This is a genomic window from Sphingomonas sp. Ant H11, from assembly GCF_000797515.1.
Taxonomy (GTDB): Bacteria; Pseudomonadota; Alphaproteobacteria; order Sphingomonadales; family Sphingomonadaceae; genus Sphingomonas.
This window is the reverse complement of sequence record NZ_JSBN01000047.1, coordinates 19,952-39,793: the sequence shown is the minus strand read 5'-3', so window position 1 is coordinate 39,793 and position 19,842 is coordinate 19,952. Positions and strand designations below refer to the sequence as shown.

Sequence of the window (19,842 nt, the reverse complement as noted above, 5' to 3'; positions counted from 1 at the left end):
GCCGCGCCCCGTTGGACACACCCCAGCACCCCCAGGCCGACCCCGGCCTGCGCCGGGGTGACGCGATTTCAGACGAGCCCGCCGTCACGCTCGACGCGTTCCTCGACTCGCAGACCAACGCCACCGCCGTCCGGCTCGAAGCGGGCGACGATGCGCGCGCGCTGCTGCCCTATCTCGACCGGATCGCGCTGGTCGAAGTCAGCTTCCCCAGCTTCCGCGATGGCCGGGGTTATTCCGCCGCGCGCGTGCTGCGCGAGGCGGGCTATACCGGCGAATTGCGCGCGCAGGGCGATGTGCTGGTCGACCAGATGCCGCTGATGAAGCGCTGCGGCTTTGACAGCTTCGCGCCGCAAGCCGAGATCGATCCCGCAACCCTCGAAGCCGCGCTTACGCGCTACGAAAAACGTTTATCAAAAAGGCCGCTGACGGGCGCGTGCCGGTCTGGGCGCTGCGGCATGGCTAGCACCGCGCGCAAGCTCGACCTGATCGACGTCACGCCCTTCTCCGCCGCCGACGCAGCGGCAATGGAGGCGCGTTTTGCCGGGGTCGGCACCAGCGAGATGCTGGGCGAACTGTTGACCGGTGAACTCAAAGGGCGCGTCGCGGCGGTATCGTCGTTCGGTGCCGAAAGCGCGGTGCTGCTCCACCTGATCGCGCAAATCGACCGCGATATTCCGGTGATCTTCCTCAACACGCAGAAGATCTTCGGGGAAACGCTGGCCTATCGCGACCAACTGTCGGAGCAGCTCGGCTTCACCGACCTGCGCGTGTTCCGGCCGGATCCCCGCCTGCTCGCGGCCAAGGACGGCACGGGCTTGCGCTGGAATTACGATCCGGACGGCTGCTGCGACCTGCGCAAGGTCGAGCCGCTGCGCCGCGCGCTCAGCCCGTTCGACGGGTGGATTTCGGGCCGCAAGGGCTTCCAGGCGGGCACGCGCCAGGCGATGCCGCGCTTTGAGGAGGATGAGGGCCGCTTGAAGTTCAATCCGCTCGCGGATTGGGACAAAGCGCGGCTCGACGCCTATTTCGCCGAACACAAATTGCCGCGCCACCCGCTCGAGGCCGAGGGCTATCCCTCGATCGGCTGCGCGCCGTGCACGAGCAAGGTGCTTCCCGGCGAAGACCCGCGCGCGGGCGTTGGCGCGGCTGGGAAAAGGTCGAATGCGGCATTCACGTGCCCGAAAAACCGGGCGAGGAGCCGGTGTTTTAGGGCTGGACTGTTTTAGCGATCAGTCGACAAGCGCCAATTGCGGACGTTCAACCGGCCGATTATACTTCCCGACTGCGGACGTTCGCGCTTTCGCCATCACGTGGGGCGCTGATGTAATCGCCCGAGCGTTCTGAAGGTGCCGGAAGCGCATCGACATTGCGCATGCGACGGGTCCAACTGCTATAGCCGAGCAACGGGCAATTGAATAACGAGCATTCACATCCAGCGCCGGGGGCACCATGAGCCGACAAACGTTCATCGCAGTAATGACATCGGCGATCCTATCTGGGCTTCTCCAGCTGTCGCCGAGCCCTGCGAAATGCACGTATGGCCGACAAACCGTTTAGACGGTGCCACAATGGCGAGTTGGGCAGGCGGCGTTATTCCGGCTTTAATGGCCGGTAAAACGGACAAGCAGATAGCGGTGTTAACCGCACTTCTGAATCCAACCCAGCAGGTCGAGCGGTTCAAAAAGCTCGATCTTCGCGCGGCCTTCGGTCTCGCTGCCGATACCGAGATTGTATATCATGATCCGATCGATGCTCGTTGGAAGTCGAGCACGCGTAATACGGAATCCCGGGCGGCCTGCTATTACGAGTTTCGCGTCGATCAGATCATGTTCAATCGGCACCCCCTCTATGGCAAGGACATATTAGCTTTCTTTACGTTCCGAGATTTCGCGGCAGGAGAGTCAATCACTTTAAAGTCGAGCGACCGCATCCGCACTAAAATGCCTGCTTTTCCCCAGAAGATCGAGAGCGATCCTGTGAGCGTGGCTGCCGCCGCCGGACTGATCAACGAAGCATTTGCGACCGACATCACCATTTTTGCGAACCGCATCAAGCCCCGGCTTCGCAAAGCTACCTAAGAAAATGGTCGTTACCAGCCGGTGTAGAGTGAACGGGCTTCAGGTGGGAAAGCTGAAAGTCGGCGATCGGCATTTTTGATCCGGAAGCAGTCCGACGGCTTCCCACCAGATCATGCCGTTCAGCGCTTTCGTTCGAGCCCTCTTCCCGAACCGTTCCTAACCCTCACCCGCTCCCTCAAGCCGCAACAACCGCCCTCGGCAACACCGCCGCCGCATAATCACTTTCTGCCAGTGCGATCAACGCGCGGTCGTCATGCTTCCACGGGTGGAAGCCGGGCAGGAAGAAAGCGAGCCACGCCCCCAGGATTTTCCGCGCCATCCCCGGCTGCCCGAGCGCATACCACAGAATCCCGAAATGCGCCCGGGCACCGGTAATCCCGTCTTGCCGCAGCAGTTCGAGCATACCCTTGTACCGCCCGACAAAGAACTTGTGCGTCGTGCCCAGCATCACGAAGGCCTTGATCTTCCAGCGCTGCCAACGCGACCAGTCGCGCGTCGCGTGGAGCCAGGTGTCATAGGCGACGCCCTTATGCTCAATCTCCTCGGCCGCATGCCAGCGCCACAAGGCCGCCGCCTGTTCGTCCCCGCCCTTCAGGTGACGCGGATCGGCGATCAATTGATGCGCAAGCATTGCGGTGAAATGCTCGAGCGCCATCGTCGCGGCCAGGCTCGCGATCGGCGGACGTCCCTTGGTCAGCGCCAGCGCCTCGTCGATATGGCCCTCCAACAGCGTCACGTCATAGCCCTGATCGGTGACATGACGGTTGAACGCCACATGTTCGCGCGTGTGGATCACCTCCTGCTTGATAAACGCCTGAATCTCCGCGTGCAGGCGCGGCGGCGTGCCCTCGCGGAAATTGCGCACGCTTTCGATGAAAAAGCCCTCGCCCTTGGGGAAGGTCACCGACAGCGCGTTGTAGAAGGCGGTCGCAAACGGATCATTGTTGAGCCACCACCGCCGCATCGCCGTGCCGCGCCCAAAGCGCAAATCACGCGGTGTAATCGACAGATCTGCAGGACTTGTTGCTTTCGCCACGGGAAACTCCGTACAGCAGGGAAGAACAGGTCTGAAACTATGAGCTACTTACACTCGTGTCAATAGTGCGCAAACGGCTTACCCCGGAAGAGTCACGGGACGCCGCGATCGAGGCGGCACGTGCGCTGCTGGTCGAACAGGGTCCGCAAGCGGTTACGCTAAAGGCAGTGGCGGCGCGGATTGGGCGGACGCACGCCAATCTGCTGCATCATTTCGGCTCGGCAGCGGACCTGCAAAAGGCGCTGATCACGCATCTGGCGGATTCGATCACCGCACAAATCGGCGCGGCGGCGAAGCGCGCCCGTGTGGGCGAGGCCGATCCGCGCGAAGTGGTCGATCTCACCTTCGACGCCTTTGCCCACGGCGCGGGGGCGATGGCGACCTGGATGATCCTGTCCGGCAATCACGATGCGCTCGACCCCGTGCTCAACGCGATCCACCGCCTGGTCGACGAACTGGCCGAGGATGAGGATTCGGGAAAGCTGATCTACGAGGACACGCTCCAGCTCGTGCTGATGGCGATGGGCGATGCACTGCTCGGCAAGGCGATGGCGAGCGCTTTGGGCTTGCCGCCGGAGGCCGCGCGGACCATCGCGACGCGCGCTTTGATCGCCTCGCGCAGCGTGCTGCCAGCCTGACTGGCTAAAATCGCAATTTCCGCTAAAGAGCGGTCATGCATTTTCTTGACCAAGCAAAGATCTTCGTCCGGTCGGGCGCGGGCGGCCCCGGTGCCGTCAGCTTCCGGCGGGAGAAGTACATCGAATATGGCGGCCCCGACGGCGGCAATGGCGGCAAGGGCGGCGACATCGTGTTCGAGGCCGTCGCCGGTCTCAACACGCTGATCGACTTCCGCTACACGCAGCATTTCCGCGCGCGCGCGGGCATGGCGGATCGGGCTCGAACCGCACCGGTGCCGGTGGCGACGACCTCATCATCCGTGTCCCGGTCGGCACGCAGGTGCTGAGCGAGGACAAGGAAGAGGTGCTGGCGGATTTCACCGTTCCCGGCGAGCGCGTCGTGTTCCTGCGCGGTGGCGATGGCGGCCGCGGCAATGCCACCTACAAGACCTCGACCAACCGCGCGCCGCGCCAGCACGGCACGGGCTGGCCCTATCAGGAAATGTGGGTGTGGCTGCGGCTGAAGCTGCTCGCCGATGCGGGGCTGGTGGGGTTGCCCAATGCCGGCAAATCGACCTTCATCAACGCCGTGACCAATGCGCAGGCCAAGGTCGGTGCCTACCCCTTCACCACGGTGCGCCCGCAATTGGGCGTGGTCAGCCGCCACAATCGCGAATTCGTCGTCGCCGATATTCCCGGTTTGATCGAGGGCGCAGCGGACGGGGCCGGGATCGGCGACCGCTTCCTGGGGCACATCGAACGCTGCAAGGTGTTGCTCCATTTGGTCGATGCGACCGAGGATAACCCTGTGGAAAACTACCGGATCGTCCGTGCAGAACTCGACGCGTACGGCGCGGGGCTTGTGGACAAGCCGCAAGTGATCGGCCTCAACAAGATCGACGCGCTCGATCCCGCCGACGTGAAGAAGCTCGTCACCAAGCTGAAGCGCGCGAGCAAGGCCGACGTGCTGCCGATGTCGGGCGCGGGCGGCGCTGGCATTGAGGCAGTTGTCGACCGGCTGATTGAGGTGATCGGCCCGGCCGAAGGTGCCCCCGCGCGCGACGACGACACGCCACCTGGCGAATGGTCGCCTGTTTGAGATAGCGGCATGTTCTCCCCCGCCTCCGCGCCACGCCTGATCGTCAAGGTCGGTTCGTCGCTGCTCGTCGCGCCCGATGGGACGGTGCGGCGGGCATGGCTGGCGAGCCTGGTGGCCGACATCGCCGCACGCGCTCGCCTGGGCCAGGAAATTGCGGTGGTGTCGTCGGGCGCGATTGCGCTGGGGGCGCGGCGGTTGAAGCTGCCCAAGGGCGGCCGCGCCAGCCTGGAAGATGCACAAGCCGCCGCTGCTACCGGGCAGATCGCACTGTCGGGCGTCTGGGCCGAATTGCTAGCAGCAGAGGGGCTGACCGCAGCGCAGATGCTGGTGACGCTCGATGACCTTGAGGACCGCCGTCGCTATCTCAACGCTGCCGCCACGCTCGGGCGACTGCTGTCGCTGGGTGTGGTGCCGGTGATCAACGAAAATGACAGCGTCGCCACCGAGGAAATCCGCTTCGGCGACAATGACCGGCTCGCCGCGCGGGTGGCGCAGGCGGCGGGCGCGCAGGGCGTGATCCTGTTGTCCGACGTCGCCGGACTGTACGACGCCAACCCCAACACCAACCCCGACGCCACGCTGATCCCGCGCGTCGAGCGAATCGATGCGCGGATCGAGGCGATGGCCGATGGCGGATCGGGATCGGGCATGGGGTCTGGCGGGATGGTCTCAAAGATCGCCGCCGCGCGCATTGCCACCGCTGCCGGCGCACAGCTCGCGATCGTTTCCGGCCATGCCGAGCATCCGCTCGCCACGTTCGACGCAACCGCGCGTGGTACGGTGTTCGCCGCCGAACGTGCCGCACCCGCACGCAAGGCCTGGCTGGCGGGCGGACTCACTGCCAAAGGCGAGATCATGATCGACGCAGGCGCGGCGCGCGCGCTGGCCGACGGCAAGAGCTTGCTCGCCGCCGGGGCAACGCAGGTTTCGGGCAGCTTTGCGCGCGGGGACTTGCTGTCGGTCGTCGGGCCGGACGGGCGGACGCTGGCCCGCGGCCTCAGCGAATATGATGCCGCCGACGCCGCCGCGATCACCGGCAAGCGTAGCGACGAACATGCCGCGATCCTCGGCTATGCCCCGCGCGCGGCACTCATCCACCGCAACCATATGGCGCTGGTGTGAAAGTGAGCCTGGCCGTAACCCCTTCCTTGGCGGAGGCCGGGGAAGGACCTGGGGGACAAAAGCTGTGACCATCCTCGCCATCACCGGCGGCACCGGCTTTGTCGGATCGCGGCTGATCGATCTCGCGCTCGCCGCCGGGCATGAGGTGCGGGCGCTCACCCGTCGCCCGCAACCCGCACGGGCTGGCGTGATGTGGATCGAGGGCGCACTCGACACGCCCGCAGCGCTTGATCGGCTGGTAACCGAGGCAGACACGGTGATTCACGTCGCCGGTGTCGTCAACGCACCCGATCGAGCCGGATTTGCCGCAGGAAATATCGCGGGAACGCAAGCGGTCGTCGATGCCGCCGAGCGCGCCGATGCCCGCCGCTTCGTCCACGTCTCCTCACTGGCGGCGCGCGAACCGGGCCTGTCCATCTATGGCTGGTCCAAAGATGAAGCCGAGCGCGTCGTCGCCAAGTCCAGCCTCGATTGGGCGATGGTGCGGCCGCCCGCCATTTATGGCCCCGGCGACATGGAAATGCGCGACCTGTTCCGCATGGCCAGGATGGGGATCGCGCTGCTTCCTCCGGCGGGCCGCGTATCGGTGATCGAGGTCGGCGATGTCGCTGCCTTGCTGCTCGCGCTTGCCGAGGCAGGCCCCTCCCACGAAATCTACGAACCCGACGATGGCCAACCGGGCGGCTGGAGTTACGCCGAATTGGCCCGCGCGGTTGGTGTCGCGGTCGGCCACAAGGTGCTGCCGGTGGCGCTGCCCAAGGCGATCCTGTCGCTTGCCGCCCATGTCGACCAGATATTCCGCGGCAAGGCCGCAAAGCTGACCGCCGACCGCGTCGCTATCTCTGCCATCCGGACTGGACTGCCTCCCCCTCCAAGCGCCCCGACCCGGCGCTTTGGGTGCCGCAGGTGCCGACGCACAAGGGCTTGCCGCAACGGCGGCATGGTATCGCGCGAACGGCTTGTTATAGGCGTGCTATAAAGCCGCCGCATTTTGGCGGCACAGCGATACAACACTTCAAGGACTGACCATGAGCGACCGCCAGGCCATTTACGATACCGTCACCGCGCAGATCGAACCCTTCAACAAAAAGGGCGTAACGCTGAGCGACGCGACGACCTTTCAGGGCGACCTCGAATGGGACAGCCTGACCGTGATGGATTTCGTCGCGGCGATCGAGGATGAATTCGACATCATCATCACCATGAACATGCAGGCGGAAATCGAAACCGTCGGCCAATTGGTCGATGCCGTCGCGAAGCTGAAGGGCTGATCCGATGAGCGATGCCGGCCTTGTGACCGAAAACCTCCCCGCCGATCCCGCGACGATCGCGCCCGAGCGCGACCTGATGTCGAAGTTCGACGCGTTGATCGCCGAACGCCAGGCGCTGATCGACACCGGTGTGACCGATCCGTTCGCGATCGTGATGGAGCAGGTGAAATCCCCGACCGAGGCCGTCATCGCAGGGCGCGACACCATCCTGCTCGGCACCTATAATTATATGGGGATGACCTTCGACCCCGACGTGATCGCCGCTGGCCACGCCGCGCTCGACCAGTTCGGGTCGGGCACCAATGGCAGCCGTATGCTCAACGGCACCTTCCGCGACCATATCGAGGTCGAGGATGCGCTGCGCGATTTCTACGGCGTGTCGGGCGCGATCGTCTTTCGACCGGATACATGGCCAATCTCGGCATGATCTCGACGCTCGCGGGCAAGGGCGAATATGTCATCCTCGATGCCGACAGCCATGCCTCGATCTATGACGGCTGCCAGCAGGGCAATGCCGAGATCGTCCGCTTCCGCCACAACAGCGTCGAGGATCTCGACAAGCGGCTCGGTCGCCTGCCCAAGGAGCCGGGCAAGTTGGTCGTGCTGGAGGGCGTCTATTCGATGCTCGGCGACATTGCGCCGCTGAAGGAAATGGTCGCCGTCGCCAAGAAGCATGGTGCGATGGTGCTCAGCGACGAAGCGCATTCGATGGGCTTTTACGGCCCCAATGGCCGCGGCGTGTATGAGGAACAAGGCTGCGAAGCCGATGTCGATTTCGTCGTCGGCACCTTCTCCAAATCGGTCGGCACCGTCGGTGGTTTCTGCATTTCCAACCATCCGAAGTTCGAGGCGATTCGCCTCGCCTGCCGTCCCTATATCTTCACCGCCTCGCTGCCGCCGTCGGTCGTCGCCACCGCTGCCGCCTCGATCCGCAAGCTCAAGCATGCGCACAAGAAACGGCAGCAATTGTGGGAGAATGCCCGGTCGCTGCATGGCGGCCTGAAGGCGCTTGGCTTCAAGCTCGGCACGGAAAACCCCGACAGCGCGATCATCGCGATCATCCTGAACGACCAGGAACAGGCCGTGGCAATGTGGCAGGCGCTGCTCGAAGGCGGGCTTTACGTCAACATGGCGCGCCCCCCCGGCGACCCCGGCTGGCACTTATCTGCTGCGCTGCTCGCTCTGCGCGGAGCATACGCCCGAGCAAATCGCCACGGTGCTGACGATGTTCGCCGCTGCAGGGCGCGCCACCGGTGCAATCGGCTGACCGCCTGTCCGCCGCCTGTTCAAAAATGCTCGCTTGGGCTAAAAAGCTGACATGAGCGGGACAGTGGCCGAGGCAACAGAAGCGGACCCGCCTGGCGCGGCTTGGCGCACCGTCACGTTGGTCGTGGTGGCGGTGCTGGGTGCGCTGGTGCTGGTCGCGCTCAACCTGACGCTTGCCGAGGCGAACCGTCAGCGCGACCGCGCGCTGAAATTGCAGACGCACAGTTACGAGGTGATGATCCTCTCGGCCAATCTGGCCGGGACGATGGCCCATGCCGAGGCGGCACTCGGCCGCTATGTCATCAGCGCCGATACCACGCTTGGCCAGGCCTATTCGGCCGACTGGCAATTGGCCGGGCAACAATTGGCGCGCCTCGACCAGATCACGCACGACAATCGCGAACAGCAAGTGCTGCTCAAGCAATTGCGCCAAGCCTTCGAAGCGCGCCGCGAGGAATTGTCGCTGACCGCGCGCAGCACCCTGTATGGCAAGAACGCCCAGGCGCTCGCCCTGTTCTACAAGACCCGCGAATCGCCGTCGCTGACCAGGATCGACACGTTGCTCGACCGGATCGGGACACAGGAACGCACGCTGCTCTCCCGTCGCACCGGTGACGCGATGAGTTCGGTCGCGCGATCGAGCGGCATTGCCAGCGCCTTGTCGGTGTTCGGCGTGCTGCTCGTGCTGGGGGCGATTGCGCTCGGCTGGCTGACGGTGACCGCGCTTGGTCAACGCGCAACCGCCCGCGCCGAGGCCGAGGCCGAGCGTGACCGCGCCGTCGAGTTGGAAGCGGCGGTCGCCCGCGCCTCCGCCGTGCTGCTGGCGCAGGAAAGCAAGTTGCGCCAGGTCCAGAAAATGGAAGCTGTGGGTCAATTGACCGGCGGCATCGCGCACGACTTCAACAATATGCTGGCGGTCGTTCTGGGCGGTCTCGAACTCGCCAAGCGGCAGATCGATAGCGATCCCGCCGCCGCGCGCCGCCATATCGACAATGCCGCCGACGGTGCCAATCGCGCCGCCGCACTGACCCGGCAGTTGCTCGCTTTCTCGCGCGAAGAGGCGTTGCGATCGGAGCCGATCGAACCGGTGGCGCTGGTCAAGGGCATGTCCGACTTGCTCGACCGCACGCTGGGCGACGGCATCAAGGTTACGGTCAACGCCGCCAATGACGCGGCATGGCTGGTGCGGTCGGATCGGCACCAGCTTGAAAACGCCGTCCTCAACCTTGCCGTTAATGCCCGCGACGCGATGAACGGGCGTGGCCAGTTGACCATTACCGCTGCCGCCGAGACGCTTGCCGAGGGCGCGGTCGGCACTTGCCGCGCGGGGGAATATGTCGCGCTGAGTGTTACCGACACCGGCTGCGGGATGACGCCGGAGCTGCTCGAACGTGTGTTCGAACCCTTCTTCACGACCAAGCCTGCGGGCAAAGGCACGGGCCTTGGCCTCAGCCAGGTCTTCGCCTTCGTGCGGCAGGCCGAGGGCGAGGTTGGACTTCGCTCCGAAGTCGGACGGGGCACCACGGTTACGATCTATCTCCCGCGCTATGCGGACGGCACCGTCGCTGAGCCGCATTCCGAAAACGCGGCGATCGATTTGCCCAATACCCCGACGCTGGACATCCTTGTCGTGGAGGATGATCCGCGCGTTCTGACCGCGACGATCGGTGCCCTGCGCGAACTCGGCCATCGCCCCGTTGCCTGCAGCGACCCGCTCGCGGCACCGGCGGCGCTCGATCAGCTCGCGCACGTCGACTTGCTGATGTCCGACGTTCTGATGCCGGGGCAGACCGGCCCCGAAATGGTCGCGGCGCTCCAGCATCGCCACACCGATATGGCGGTGCTGTTTGTCACCGGTTATGCGGGCGAAGCCGGTGGTGAGGTCGAATTTGGCGGCCATCACGTGCTGCGCAAGCCCTTTACCCTGGCCGGGCTCGAACGGGCGATTGCCGCAGCGCTGGACGCGCGATCGGCACGCGCCGCGCCCACCGCCGTCGCCGCCGAATGATTTCGTAGCTGACGGACGGCGCGCGCACCGATATAGCCGCATAATGCGGGTTCCCCCTCCCCTCCGGCCAGAGGCCAGCTTCCTCCCATCATGAAGTCCATCGACCGCTACATGGCCCGACTGATCGCGGTGCCGCTGTTCTCCACACTGGTCATCTTTGCGATGTTGCTGGTGCTCGACCGCATGTTGCGCCTGTTCGATTTCGTGGCGACCGAGGGCGGGCCGGTCAGCGTGGTGTGGCGGATGCTCGCCAATTTGCTGCCGGAATATGTCGGGCTGGGTATTCCGGTCGGGCTGTTGCTCGGCACGCTGCTCGCTTTCCGCAAGCTGGCGACCTCATCCGAACTCGACGTGATGCGCGCGGTCGGCATGAGCTATCCGCGGATGCTGCGCGTCCCCTATATGTACGCGATTACGCTCGGCCTGCTCAATTTCGCCATCGTCGGCTTTGTTCAGCCCGATGCTCGTTACAATTACGAGAAGTTGCGCTTCGAATTGCGCACCGGCGCGCTGGGCGCGTCGATCAAGGTTGGCGAATTCACCCATTTCGGCAACAACATGACGCTCAGGATCGAGCAGAGCCATGACAATGGGCGCAAGCTCTCGGGCATCTTCCTGCGCCGCGATGACGGCAAGGGTGGCTCGATCGCCGTCACCGCCGCCAGCGGGCAGTTCTTTGCGATCGACAATCCCGACGAGATCATCTTCCGCCTCACGGATGGCACGCTGATCCGAACCGAGGCGCGCGTCGCGTCGCCACGGGTCCTGCGGTTCACGGCGTTCAGCTTGCCGATTTCCTTGCCCAAAACCGAGAGTTTCCGGATTCGCGGCGGCGAAAATCTCGAGCGGACCCTGCCGGAACTGGTCAAGGTCGGCACCGACCACGATTCCACCAAGGAGGAACGCGACACCAGCCGTGCGGCGTTCAATTTCCGCACTGCCGAAGTGCTCTCGATCCTGGTGCTGCCGCTGCTTGCCCTTGCGCTCGGCATCCCACCCAAACGCTCGACTTCGGCGCTCGGCGTGTTCCTCGCGATTATCATGATCGTCGCCTATCACAAGGTGAACGAATATGCGCAGGCAGTGGGGGGCCTGGGCAAGATCGATCCGGTGCTGGCGATCTGGATCCCGTTCACGGTGTTTACCGGGCTGACGCTCTGGATGTTCTATACCATCGCCTTCGTACCCGGCGGGCAGCCGATCGGCGCGCTCGAACGGGTCTTCTCCAAGCTTGGCAAGGCGATTGGCAGATTGATGCCCGGCAGGCGCGACGCAAACCGATCGAAGGAAGCGGCGGCATGACCGCACTCGACCTTTTCCCCTCGCGCACCGTTGCGCTCTATATGGGCAAGATGTTCCTCACGCGCACGTTCGCTGTGCTGATGATGCTGGTGCTGGTGCTGCAGGCGCTCGACCTGCTGACCGAATCGGGCCACATTCTGGCCCATGCCGGCAATGGCCAGCCGGAGATCCTGCGCTATCTATCGCTGCGGATCCCTGAGATCATCGCGCAATTCCTGCCCTTCTCGGTGTTGCTGGGCACGATCATCACGCTGTCCACGCTCAACCAGAATAGCGAAGTGATCGCGCTGAAAGCATCGGGCATGTCGGCGCATCAGGTTCTGGCACCGCTGTTGATCGCCAGCCTCGGCGTTGCCTTCATCTCCTTCACCTTCAACGACCGTATCGTCAGCCGCGCAACCGCCACGCTCGATCAATGGCAGAAGGTCGAATACGGCCCGGTGCCGGTAGACCGGGGCGACCGCACCAACGTGTGGGTGCGCGATGGCGACGACCTGCTGCAAGTCGACCAGGTCCGGGGACGCGGCGATGCGACCCGGCTGTCGGGTATCACGCTGTTTGATCGCACCGGTGGCAATATGGTTGGCATCATCACCGCCAAGGAAGGCGTGCGGGTCGCGGACGGCTGGAAAGTCGGTCCCGCAAAAACGTTTTGACGTTGCGAGCGGAAAGGTGGCGAATGTCGGAACCGTGATCATCGCCCGCGATGTCCGGCCCGATCAGTTCGCGCTGTCGAGCATCGATGCGAACGGACTGTCGTTCGGCGCGCTGCGCGATGCGATTGCCGATCTGAAAGCGGGCGGTCGCCCGACCAAGGCGCTGGAGGGGGCCATGTGGCACAAACTGGCGGGGCCCTTGTCGTCGGTGTTGATGCCCTTGCTGGGCGCGGTCGCGGCGTTCGGTCTGGCGCGATCGGGCAAGCTGTTCATTCGCGCAGTGATCGGGATGATGCTCGGCTTTCTCTATTTCGTCGCCGACAATTTCGCGCTGGCGATGGGCAATCTCGGTGCCTATCCCCCCTTTCTCGCGGCCTGGGCCCCGTTCCTGCTGTTCTTCATGATCGGCGAAGCGGTGCTGATCCGCACCGAGGAATAGCGGCGATGGCATTGGGGTGGAGCATCGCGCTCCTTGCCGTCGCTGCTTATTGTGTCGTTCAAGTTATTCGCGATGCCCGTGATCGCGCGTGGGTGATGGTCGTGATCGGCATCTTGTCCGTGGCGGTGCTCCTCTCCGTCCCGCTTGAGCCCGTATCGGTCACGCTACCGATCCGCCAGACAGCCCCTAACGGACGATAAGGCGAGCGCAGCGGCATTTAATTCACGCACGCCGAAACCTGTTGTGCTTTCAGGCCGTTAGATCCCCGCACAAGGCGAGGATGATCATGACCAAGGACACTGCCCTGAACGCCAGCAATGGCGGCGAAACACATCAGGTGGCGGATGACGAGCATCCGGTACTGACCACCAACCACGGCATCCCGATCAGCGACAATCAGAATCAGTTAAAGGCGGGCGCACGCGGCCCGGTGCTGTTGGAAGACGAAATCTTCCGCGAGAAAATCAACCATTTCGACCATGAGCGCATCCCCGAACGCATCGTTCATGCGCGCGGCAGCGCAGCGCACGGCTATTTCGAATGCACCGACAGCCTGGCCGACATCACCTGCGCGACCTGTTCCAGAAGAAGGGCCAGCGCACCGAAGTGTTCGCGCGCTTTTCCACGGTCGCCGGGGGTGCGGGATCGGTCGACACCCCGCGCGACGTTCGGGGCTTTGCGGTCAAATTCTATACCCGCGAGGGCAATTGGGATCTGGTCGGCAACAACATCCCCGTCTTCTTCATCCAGGATGCGATCAAATTTCCCGACCTGGTCCATTCGGTGAAGATGGAGGCCGATCGCGGCTTCCCGCAGGCGGCCTCCGCGCACGATACCTTCTGGGATTTCATCTCGCTGATGCCCGAGGCGACGCACATGGCGCTATGGGCGATGTCGGATCGGACATTGCCGCGCACGCTGGCCAATATGGAAGGCTTTGGCGTGCACACCTTCCGCTTCATCTCGGCCGAGGGGAAGAGCACCTTCGTCAAATTCCACTGGAAGCCCAAAGCCGGGCTCGCCTCGACGATCTGGGACGAGACGGTCAAGATCGCCGGTGCCGACCCCGATTTCCACCGCCGGGACCTGTTCGAGCGGATCGGCCGGGGCGATTATCCCGAATGGGAATTGGGCGTGCAATTGTTCGACGAGGATTTCGCCAACAGCCAGCCGTATGACGTGCTCGACGCGACCAAGATCATCCCCGAAGAAGTGCTGCCGGTGCGCATCGTCGGCAAGATGGTGCTAGACCGATATCCCGACAATTTCTTTGCCGAGACCGAACAAGCGGCCTTCGTGCCGAGCCATGTGGTCCCCGGCATCGGTTTCTCCAATGACCCGCTGCTGCAGGGCCGCCTGTTCAGCTATACCGACACGCAATTGTCGCGGCTCGGCTCGGTCAATTTCCACCAATTGCCGATCAATGCGGCCAAGGGGCGCGAGGGTTGCCCGTTCCTGAACCAGCAGCGCGATGGCCATATGCAAATGCAGGTGCCTAAGGGCCGCGCCAATTATGAGCCCAACAGCTTGGCCCAGGCGGGCGAACCCGGTGGTGCCCGCGAGGACCCGGCAAATGGCTACAAGACCTTTGCCTCGGACGAGGAAGGGCAGAAGCTGCGTATCCGTCCGGAAAGTTTCGCCGACCATTATAGCCAGGCGCGGCTGTTCTTCCGGTCGATGGACCCGGCCGAGCAAGCGCATATCGCCTCGGCCTTCGTGTTCGAACTGTCGAAGGTATCGATCGAGCATATCCGCATCGCGATGATGGCGAATCTGCGCAACGTCGACGAGGATCTGGCGCAGCGAGTCGCGGACGGTCTGGGGATGAAACTGCCCAAGCTTCCGCCACTGCCGCACCGGTGCTCGACATGGAGCCCTCGCCTGCCCTCCGCATCATTCGCGGGCCGCTTGAGAAAGCGACGCTCGAAGGGCGGACGGTCGGCATTTTGTTCGCCGATGGCAGCGATGCGGGCGAGCTCGACCAAGTGACCAAGGCAGCAAAGGCCGCCGGCGGTCACCCGCTGACCATCGCGCCCAAGGTCGGCGCGGTAAAACTGTCGGACGGCAGCACGGTGAAGGCCGATGCGCAATTGGCCGGCCAGCCCTCGGTGACGGTCGACGCCTGCGCGGTGGTGCTATCCAAGGAGGGCTGCGCGATGCTGCTGAAGGAAGCGGCGGCGGTGCAATGGGTGATGGATGCCTTTGGCCATCTCAAGGCGATCGGCGCGAGTGCTGCGGCACAACCGCTGCTCGACAAGGCCGGGGTCGAGGCGGACGAAGGCATCACCGATCTCGGCGGCTTCGTCGAAGCCGCCAAACGCCGCTATTGGGACCGCGAGCCGAAGGTGCGCACCCTCGCTTAAACGTTGCCTGAAATGCAAAACGGCTGCTGCAAGGGATCTTGCAGCAGCCGTTTTCGCATGTGGCAGGGATCAGGGCACCGGGCCTAGGCCCGGCGCGCCATCGTGCTGCGCACCAGCCGTGCAACCAGGCCCGGCAAGCCAGCATAGTTCGCTTTGTGATACGGCGATTCGACACCCAGAGCGGCGCTCAGGCGGCGATGCGCCTCAAGCAGGTGATGATAGGGCACGCCCGGCAGCAAATGGTGCAGCGCGTGAAAGCGCAAGCCGACCGGTGCCCAGAGCAGCGGCAAGGTGGCGGGCGGCGGCACATTGACCGAATCGAGATATTGCGCGGTGACGGTCATCACCTCGCCGTCATTGTCCCACAGATGCGCGACCAGCGTGCGCACCTGGTTGAGCACATAGACGCCCGAGGTGATCGCCAGCAGAATCGCGAACTTGCCGAGCGGAAACACCCCGGTCGCGACAAGTACAACCAAGGTGATCGCCCAGGCGCTGCACGCGGCCTCCAGCCAGCGCCACTGCGCGGCCGCCGCGCCCTCTGGCATGCGACGCCGGAAGGACGGGTTGATCGACAGCGACGAATAGCGCTCGATCAGAATGCGGCGCATGCCGGGGATAACCAGCGACAGCGGCGTCAGCACGGCATAGCGCACCAGCAACGCGACCGGCGCGAGCATCGAGGTCAGGATGAACACCGGCAACGTCCACGGCTTCATCGATGCCAGCGGGAGATATTCCGGGTCCTCGCTCGTGCCATAGCGCGTGCGTGCGTGATGCAGATTGTGGACGCCTTCATACATGAAGGACGGCACCAGCAACGGAACCCCGGCAATGATGTTCCAGCCCAGGCGGAAGCCCGGCAGCGCGGTGTGTCGGATGTGCGTCACTTCGTGGATGAAGCTGCCCGCGCGATACAGCGCCAGCACCGCGACCACGCCCGCCACGATCACCCATCCGGCCGCATCGACGCTCAGCGCGATCGCCAGCGCACCGTAGCCGATCGCCGCCGAGACCAGCAGATCGGTCCAATAGATCGCCGGGTTGGGCGCGTTCAAATCTCGGGTAAGTTCCGCAGCGGTACGCAGCATCGCCTTGTCATCGGCGATCGTCGACAATCGCACGCGCGGCGCGATGCCAGCGGGCACACCAGCGCTGCGGTGCAGGGAAAGCGAAGTGTTCATGGAGTGCGCCATTGCAGGAAGATAGTGGCTAGATGGTGGCAGCAACAGGGGGTTAGTGGCACGCTTGACACCAGCCGCTGCACGCGAGACTGCTCGCTCGCTTTCCTTGAGGTGACCTGCCCGTGGCCAACGCTCCGCTTTCCATTCGCCCGATCGACAGCAAAGCCGATCGCAAGCGCTTCGTCGACCTGCCCTTCCGCTTATACGCCAACGATCCCAACTGGGTGCCGCCCCTGAAAGGCGAAGCGCTCGGGCTGATCACCCCCGCCAAGAACGGCTGGTTCAGCCATGCCAAGGCACAACTGTTCCTGGCCGAGCGCGACGGCAAGGTGGTCGGTCGCATTTCCGCGCATATCGACACCCTGGCGCTGGAGATGGATCCGGGCAAGGGCTTCGGCCCCGGCTGCGGCCAGTTCGGCCTGCTCGACGCCGAGGATGGCGATATCGCAAAGGCGCTGATCGCCACTGCCGAAGGATGGCTGCGCGACCAGGGGATGACGCGCGTGCTGGGCCCGATCAGCATGTCGATCTGGGAAGAGCCCGGCCTGCTGGTCGAGGGGTTCGATCACCCGCCGACGATCATGATGGGCCATGCCAAGCCCGAATATCGCGGCTGGATCGAGGCGGCAGGCTATACCCAGGTCAAGGAATTGCTGACTTACGAGCTTGATATCACCAAGCCGTTTTCGCCGCTGCTGCAGCGAATCATCGCCTCGGGCGAGAAAAACCCGCGCATCCGTATCCGCAACGTCGACAAGACCAAGTTCGACGAAGAAGCCGCCATCATCCTGACGATCCTAAACGATGCCTGGTCGGACAATTGGGGCTTCGTGCCGTTGACGCCGCCCGAGATCAAGGATGTCGGCGTCAAGCTGAAGCCGATCGTGTTCAACGACTTGATCCGCATTGCGGAAGTCGACGGCAAGCCGGTCGCCTTCATGATCACGCTGCCCGATCTCAACGAGGCGATCATGCCGCTCAGGGGCAATTTGCTGCCGTTCGGCTGGGCAAAGCTGCTGCTGTGGCTGCGTCGGCCGCGCGTAAAAACGATGCGCGTGCCGCTGATGGGGGTGCTGAAAGAGCTGCAATCCTCGCGCCTGGCAAGCCAGCTCGCCTTCATGATGATCGAATATATCAAGCAGGCGTCGGTCGCCAATTATGGAGCCACGCGCGGCGAGATCGGCTGGATCCTGGAAGACAATCAAGGCATGCGCTCGATCGCCGAAGCGATCGAATGCACGATCAACAAACGCTACTGGATCTACGGCAAGACGCTGTAGCGCCCGTGCCTGCCGCCGGGGTGCGGTGCCGCGCAGGATCGCGGCACCGAAACCCCGTTGCGCTCACCGCTTGGCGAGCGGATCGAAACCGTCTTGGCTGATCCAGTCCTGCCGCGTCTTGCAAATTTTATGGGACAGGTGCGAGCCGGTAACGGTATCCACCACGCAGTATTTCTGCGCGGCCTTTTCGCTCGGCGCACGCTGGGTCGATCCCACTGGCTGGCTTTCGGCAGCAACGGGCTTGGCATCGCGTGCAACGACGGGCGATGCGGTGACGCTCAGCAAGGCGCTCGAGGCAATCAGGAAAAGGGTGGTCATGGTCGGTCCTCCGCTAGATCGGCGGGTTCCGGTGGTCGGCCCGCAACCGTGTTAGTGCATTACTCATGCCAAACACTGAAAGGACGTATTTTCAGAGACTTATCGATATTATTGAACCGGAAATGAATAGCAAAGCCCGCCAACTTTCGGGAACTCGTCCGATTTGATGGGATGGGCACGGGTCAGAAGCGCCGCGAAATCCCGACATAAAGTTCCATGTCCGGTGCCGCGCGATTGAGGCCAGCGACCGCGCCCACGTCGAATTGCAGATCCTTCCTCGCCTTCCACGCGAGTGAAGCGGATCCGAGCACTTGTGTGGTCTTTTCCTCGGGATCCTCGTCCCGTAGCACCTGACTATCCAGCGTGAAGGTCAGGTGATGCGGCAGTTTCACCCCGACACCGACGACTTCCGAATAGGCGATATGGCGACCATGGCCGCTGAGATTGACGGCGGCATCGACCTCGCTGGTGGTGACCAAGTTCACCGTTTTGCTCAGATCCAAGGTCGCGGGGACGATGACGCCCGCGCCCCAATCGCCCGCCCCCACCGGCGTGCGGCCAACCGGCATGCTGACGAAGGGCTGCACCGCAATCGACGCCCCATTGCCGTCGGGATGCAGCAGATTCGCCTTGAACCCCAGCGTCGCATCGCCAACCCGCCCGGCATTTTCGACAGCCTGCGTCGCCTTGTCGCGGGTGCGGACATGGCCATAGGGCGTCCAGCCGAATTGCGCCTCGATCGTATCGGTGACTCCGACGCGCACGAACGTGTCCCCCAGCAACACCGTATCGGTACGCCGATCGGGCTGATTGTCGAGCGTCCAGTCGGTGATCGCGGTTTCGACCGAGACGTGCTTCGGCGCGATCGTGCACGCAGTCGTGCCGAGGCTTGGCCGGGTCGGGCAATAGCTTCGGTCCTCGGCATGTGCCACGCCCGGCACCAGCATCGCGATGGCCGCCAATCCCCCGTAGCGTAGCGTCATGCAGCATCCTCCGCACGACCTCCGTGCGGGCCGTTGCGGGTCTAACGCAGTTCTACCCAAGTGGGTGCATGGTCGCTTGCTTTTTCACGCCCGCGATAGGCCTTGTCGACGCTCGCATCGATCAGACGGTCGGCCGCAACCGGGCTCAGCAGCAGGTGATCGATGCGGAAACCCGCGTCGCGCTGCCACGCGCCCGCCTGATAGTCCCAGAAGGTCCATACGCCCCCACCGGGATGCCGCGTGCGCAATGCATCGGTCCAGCCCTGCGCGAGCAACGCCCGAAAGCCCGCCCGGCTCTCGGGCTGCATCAACGCATCGTCCTGCATTGCCCGCACCGAATAGGTGTCGTCATCATTGGGAATGACGTTGTAGTCGCCCGCCAGCACGACCGGGGTTTCCTCCGCCAGCAAGTCGCGCGCGCGCGCTGCCAGCCGATCGATCCAGCGCAGTTTATAGTCGAATTTGGGCCCTGGCTGCGGATTGCCGTTGGGCAGATACAGCGACGCAATCGTTACCCCGTTTACCTCGGTTTCGAGATAGCGACTGTGATCATCCTCGGTCTCGCCCGCCAGCCCGCGCTGCCGTTCGATCGGGTCCTGCCCCTTGGCGAGCACGGCCACGCCGTTCCAGCTCTTCTGCCCGTGCCACACCGCGCCATATCCGGCGGCGCGAATGTCGGCCTCGGGGAAGGTCTCGTCGCTGGTCTTGAGCTCCTGCAGGCACACCACGTCTGGCTGCTGTTCGGCAAGATATTCCAACAGGCGCGGCAGGCGCGCCTTGATGCCATTGATATTGTAGGTAACGATCTTCACGCGGCAGC

Annotated in this window: 12 protein-coding genes and 7 pseudogenes; 14 read left to right on the top strand and 5 right to left on the bottom strand. The window is 63.9% G+C overall.

All coding sequences use genetic code 11. The annotated features are described in order from the left end of the window. Positions 1 to 11 precede the first annotated feature (11 nt). From NW75_RS23735 to NW75_RS10115, 3 genes and pseudogenes are all read left to right on the top strand, one after another. A pseudogene (locus NW75_RS23735) lies at positions 12 to 463 on the top strand (DUF934 domain-containing protein). Beyond that, positions 456 to 1,210, top strand: a pseudogene (locus NW75_RS10120) (phosphoadenylyl-sulfate reductase). The pseudogenes NW75_RS23735 and NW75_RS10120 overlap by 8 nt, the downstream one beginning before the upstream one ends. A gap of 358 nt (positions 1,211 to 1,568) precedes the next feature. After that, positions 1,569 to 2,078, top strand: coding sequence for a hypothetical protein (locus NW75_RS10115; protein ID WP_156143016.1), 510 nt, complete (start codon positions 1,569 to 1,571; stop codon positions 2,076 to 2,078). A gap of 175 nt (positions 2,079 to 2,253) precedes the next feature. Here the strand turns inward: NW75_RS10115 and NW75_RS10110 are convergent, their stop codons facing one another. After that, entirely contained in the window at positions 2,254 to 3,114 is an 861-nt protein-coding gene (locus tag NW75_RS10110; RefSeq protein WP_033965055.1) for a metal-dependent hydrolase, read from the bottom strand. Positions 3,115 to 3,170: 56 nt separating this feature from the next. Between NW75_RS10110 and NW75_RS10105 the strand changes: the two genes are divergently transcribed. The 10 genes and pseudogenes from NW75_RS10105 to NW75_RS10055 all read left to right on the top strand — a co-directional run bounded on the left by NW75_RS10105 (position 3,171) and on the right by NW75_RS10055 (position 15,257). Continuing rightward, positions 3,171 to 3,752 carry a TetR/AcrR family transcriptional regulator gene (locus NW75_RS10105; protein ID WP_033965053.1) on the top strand — a complete coding sequence of 194 codons (582 nt, stop codon included), beginning with the start codon at positions 3,171 to 3,173 and terminating at the stop codon, positions 3,750 to 3,752. A 35-nt stretch (positions 3,753 to 3,787) separates the two neighbouring features. Next, positions 3,788 to 4,830, top strand: a pseudogene (obgE, locus tag NW75_RS10100) (GTPase ObgE). Positions 4,831 to 4,839: 9 nt separating this feature from the next. Next, positions 4,840 to 5,952 carry a glutamate 5-kinase gene (proB, locus tag NW75_RS10095; RefSeq protein ID WP_033965051.1) on the top strand — a complete coding sequence of 371 codons (1,113 nt, stop codon included), beginning with the start codon at positions 4,840 to 4,842 and terminating at the stop codon, positions 5,950 to 5,952. Between the two features lie 64 nt (positions 5,953 to 6,016). Next, a pseudogene (locus NW75_RS10090) lies at positions 6,017 to 6,920 on the top strand (NAD(P)H-binding protein). A gap of 60 nt (positions 6,921 to 6,980) precedes the next feature. Next, positions 6,981 to 7,223, top strand: coding sequence for an acyl carrier protein (locus tag NW75_RS10085; protein ID WP_010185174.1), 243 nt, complete (start codon positions 6,981 to 6,983; stop codon positions 7,221 to 7,223). Positions 7,224 to 7,227: 4 nt separating this feature from the next. Then, positions 7,228 to 8,490 (top strand): annotated as a pseudogene (gene spt / locus NW75_RS10080) (serine palmitoyltransferase). 51 nt (positions 8,491 to 8,541) lie between these two features. After that, positions 8,542 to 10,497, top strand: a complete 1,956-nt coding sequence (locus NW75_RS10075; protein WP_033965050.1) for an ATP-binding protein — start codon at positions 8,542 to 8,544, stop codon at positions 10,495 to 10,497. A gap of 90 nt (positions 10,498 to 10,587) precedes the next feature. Then, a complete protein-coding gene (gene lptF, locus NW75_RS10070; protein ID WP_171010578.1) occupies positions 10,588 to 11,799 on the top strand; it encodes an LPS export ABC transporter permease LptF in 1,212 nt (403 codons plus the stop codon). Further along, positions 11,796 to 12,894: pseudogene (gene lptG, locus NW75_RS10065) on the top strand (LPS export ABC transporter permease LptG). The gene lptF and the pseudogene lptG overlap by 4 nt, the downstream one beginning before the upstream one ends. 280 nt (positions 12,895 to 13,174) lie before the next feature. Continuing rightward, positions 13,175 to 15,257: pseudogene (locus NW75_RS10055) on the top strand (catalase). Positions 15,258 to 15,340: 83 nt separating this feature from the next. Here NW75_RS10055 and NW75_RS10050 read toward each other — a convergent pair. Continuing rightward, positions 15,341 to 16,441, bottom strand: coding sequence for a fatty acid desaturase family protein (locus NW75_RS10050; RefSeq protein ID WP_033965048.1), 1,101 nt, complete (start codon positions 16,439 to 16,441; stop codon positions 15,341 to 15,343). 122 nt (positions 16,442 to 16,563) lie between these two features. Here NW75_RS10050 and NW75_RS10045 point away from each other — a divergent pair, with 122 nt between their 5' ends. After that, the gene (locus NW75_RS10045) at positions 16,564 to 17,721 is read left to right on the top strand and encodes a GNAT family N-acetyltransferase (protein WP_033965047.1); all 1,158 of its coding nucleotides are present in this window, start codon (positions 16,564 to 16,566) and stop codon (positions 17,719 to 17,721) included. 63 nt (positions 17,722 to 17,784) lie between these two features. Here the strand turns inward: NW75_RS10045 and NW75_RS10040 are convergent, their stop codons facing one another. The 3 genes from NW75_RS10040 to xth form a co-directional block, all read right to left on the bottom strand. Next, positions 17,785 to 18,039: a hypothetical protein gene (locus NW75_RS10040; RefSeq protein WP_033965045.1), complete on the bottom strand. Its 255-nt coding sequence runs from the start codon at positions 18,037 to 18,039 to the stop codon at positions 17,785 to 17,787. Positions 18,040 to 18,221: 182 nt separating this feature from the next. After that, positions 18,222 to 19,022, bottom strand: a complete 801-nt coding sequence (locus tag NW75_RS10035; protein ID WP_033965044.1) for a transporter — start codon at positions 19,020 to 19,022, stop codon at positions 18,222 to 18,224. A 41-nt stretch (positions 19,023 to 19,063) separates the two neighbouring features. After that, positions 19,064 to 19,834, bottom strand: coding sequence for an exodeoxyribonuclease III (gene xth, locus NW75_RS10030; RefSeq protein WP_010403940.1), 771 nt, complete (start codon positions 19,832 to 19,834; stop codon positions 19,064 to 19,066). Between the last annotated feature and the right edge of the window lie 8 nt (positions 19,835 to 19,842).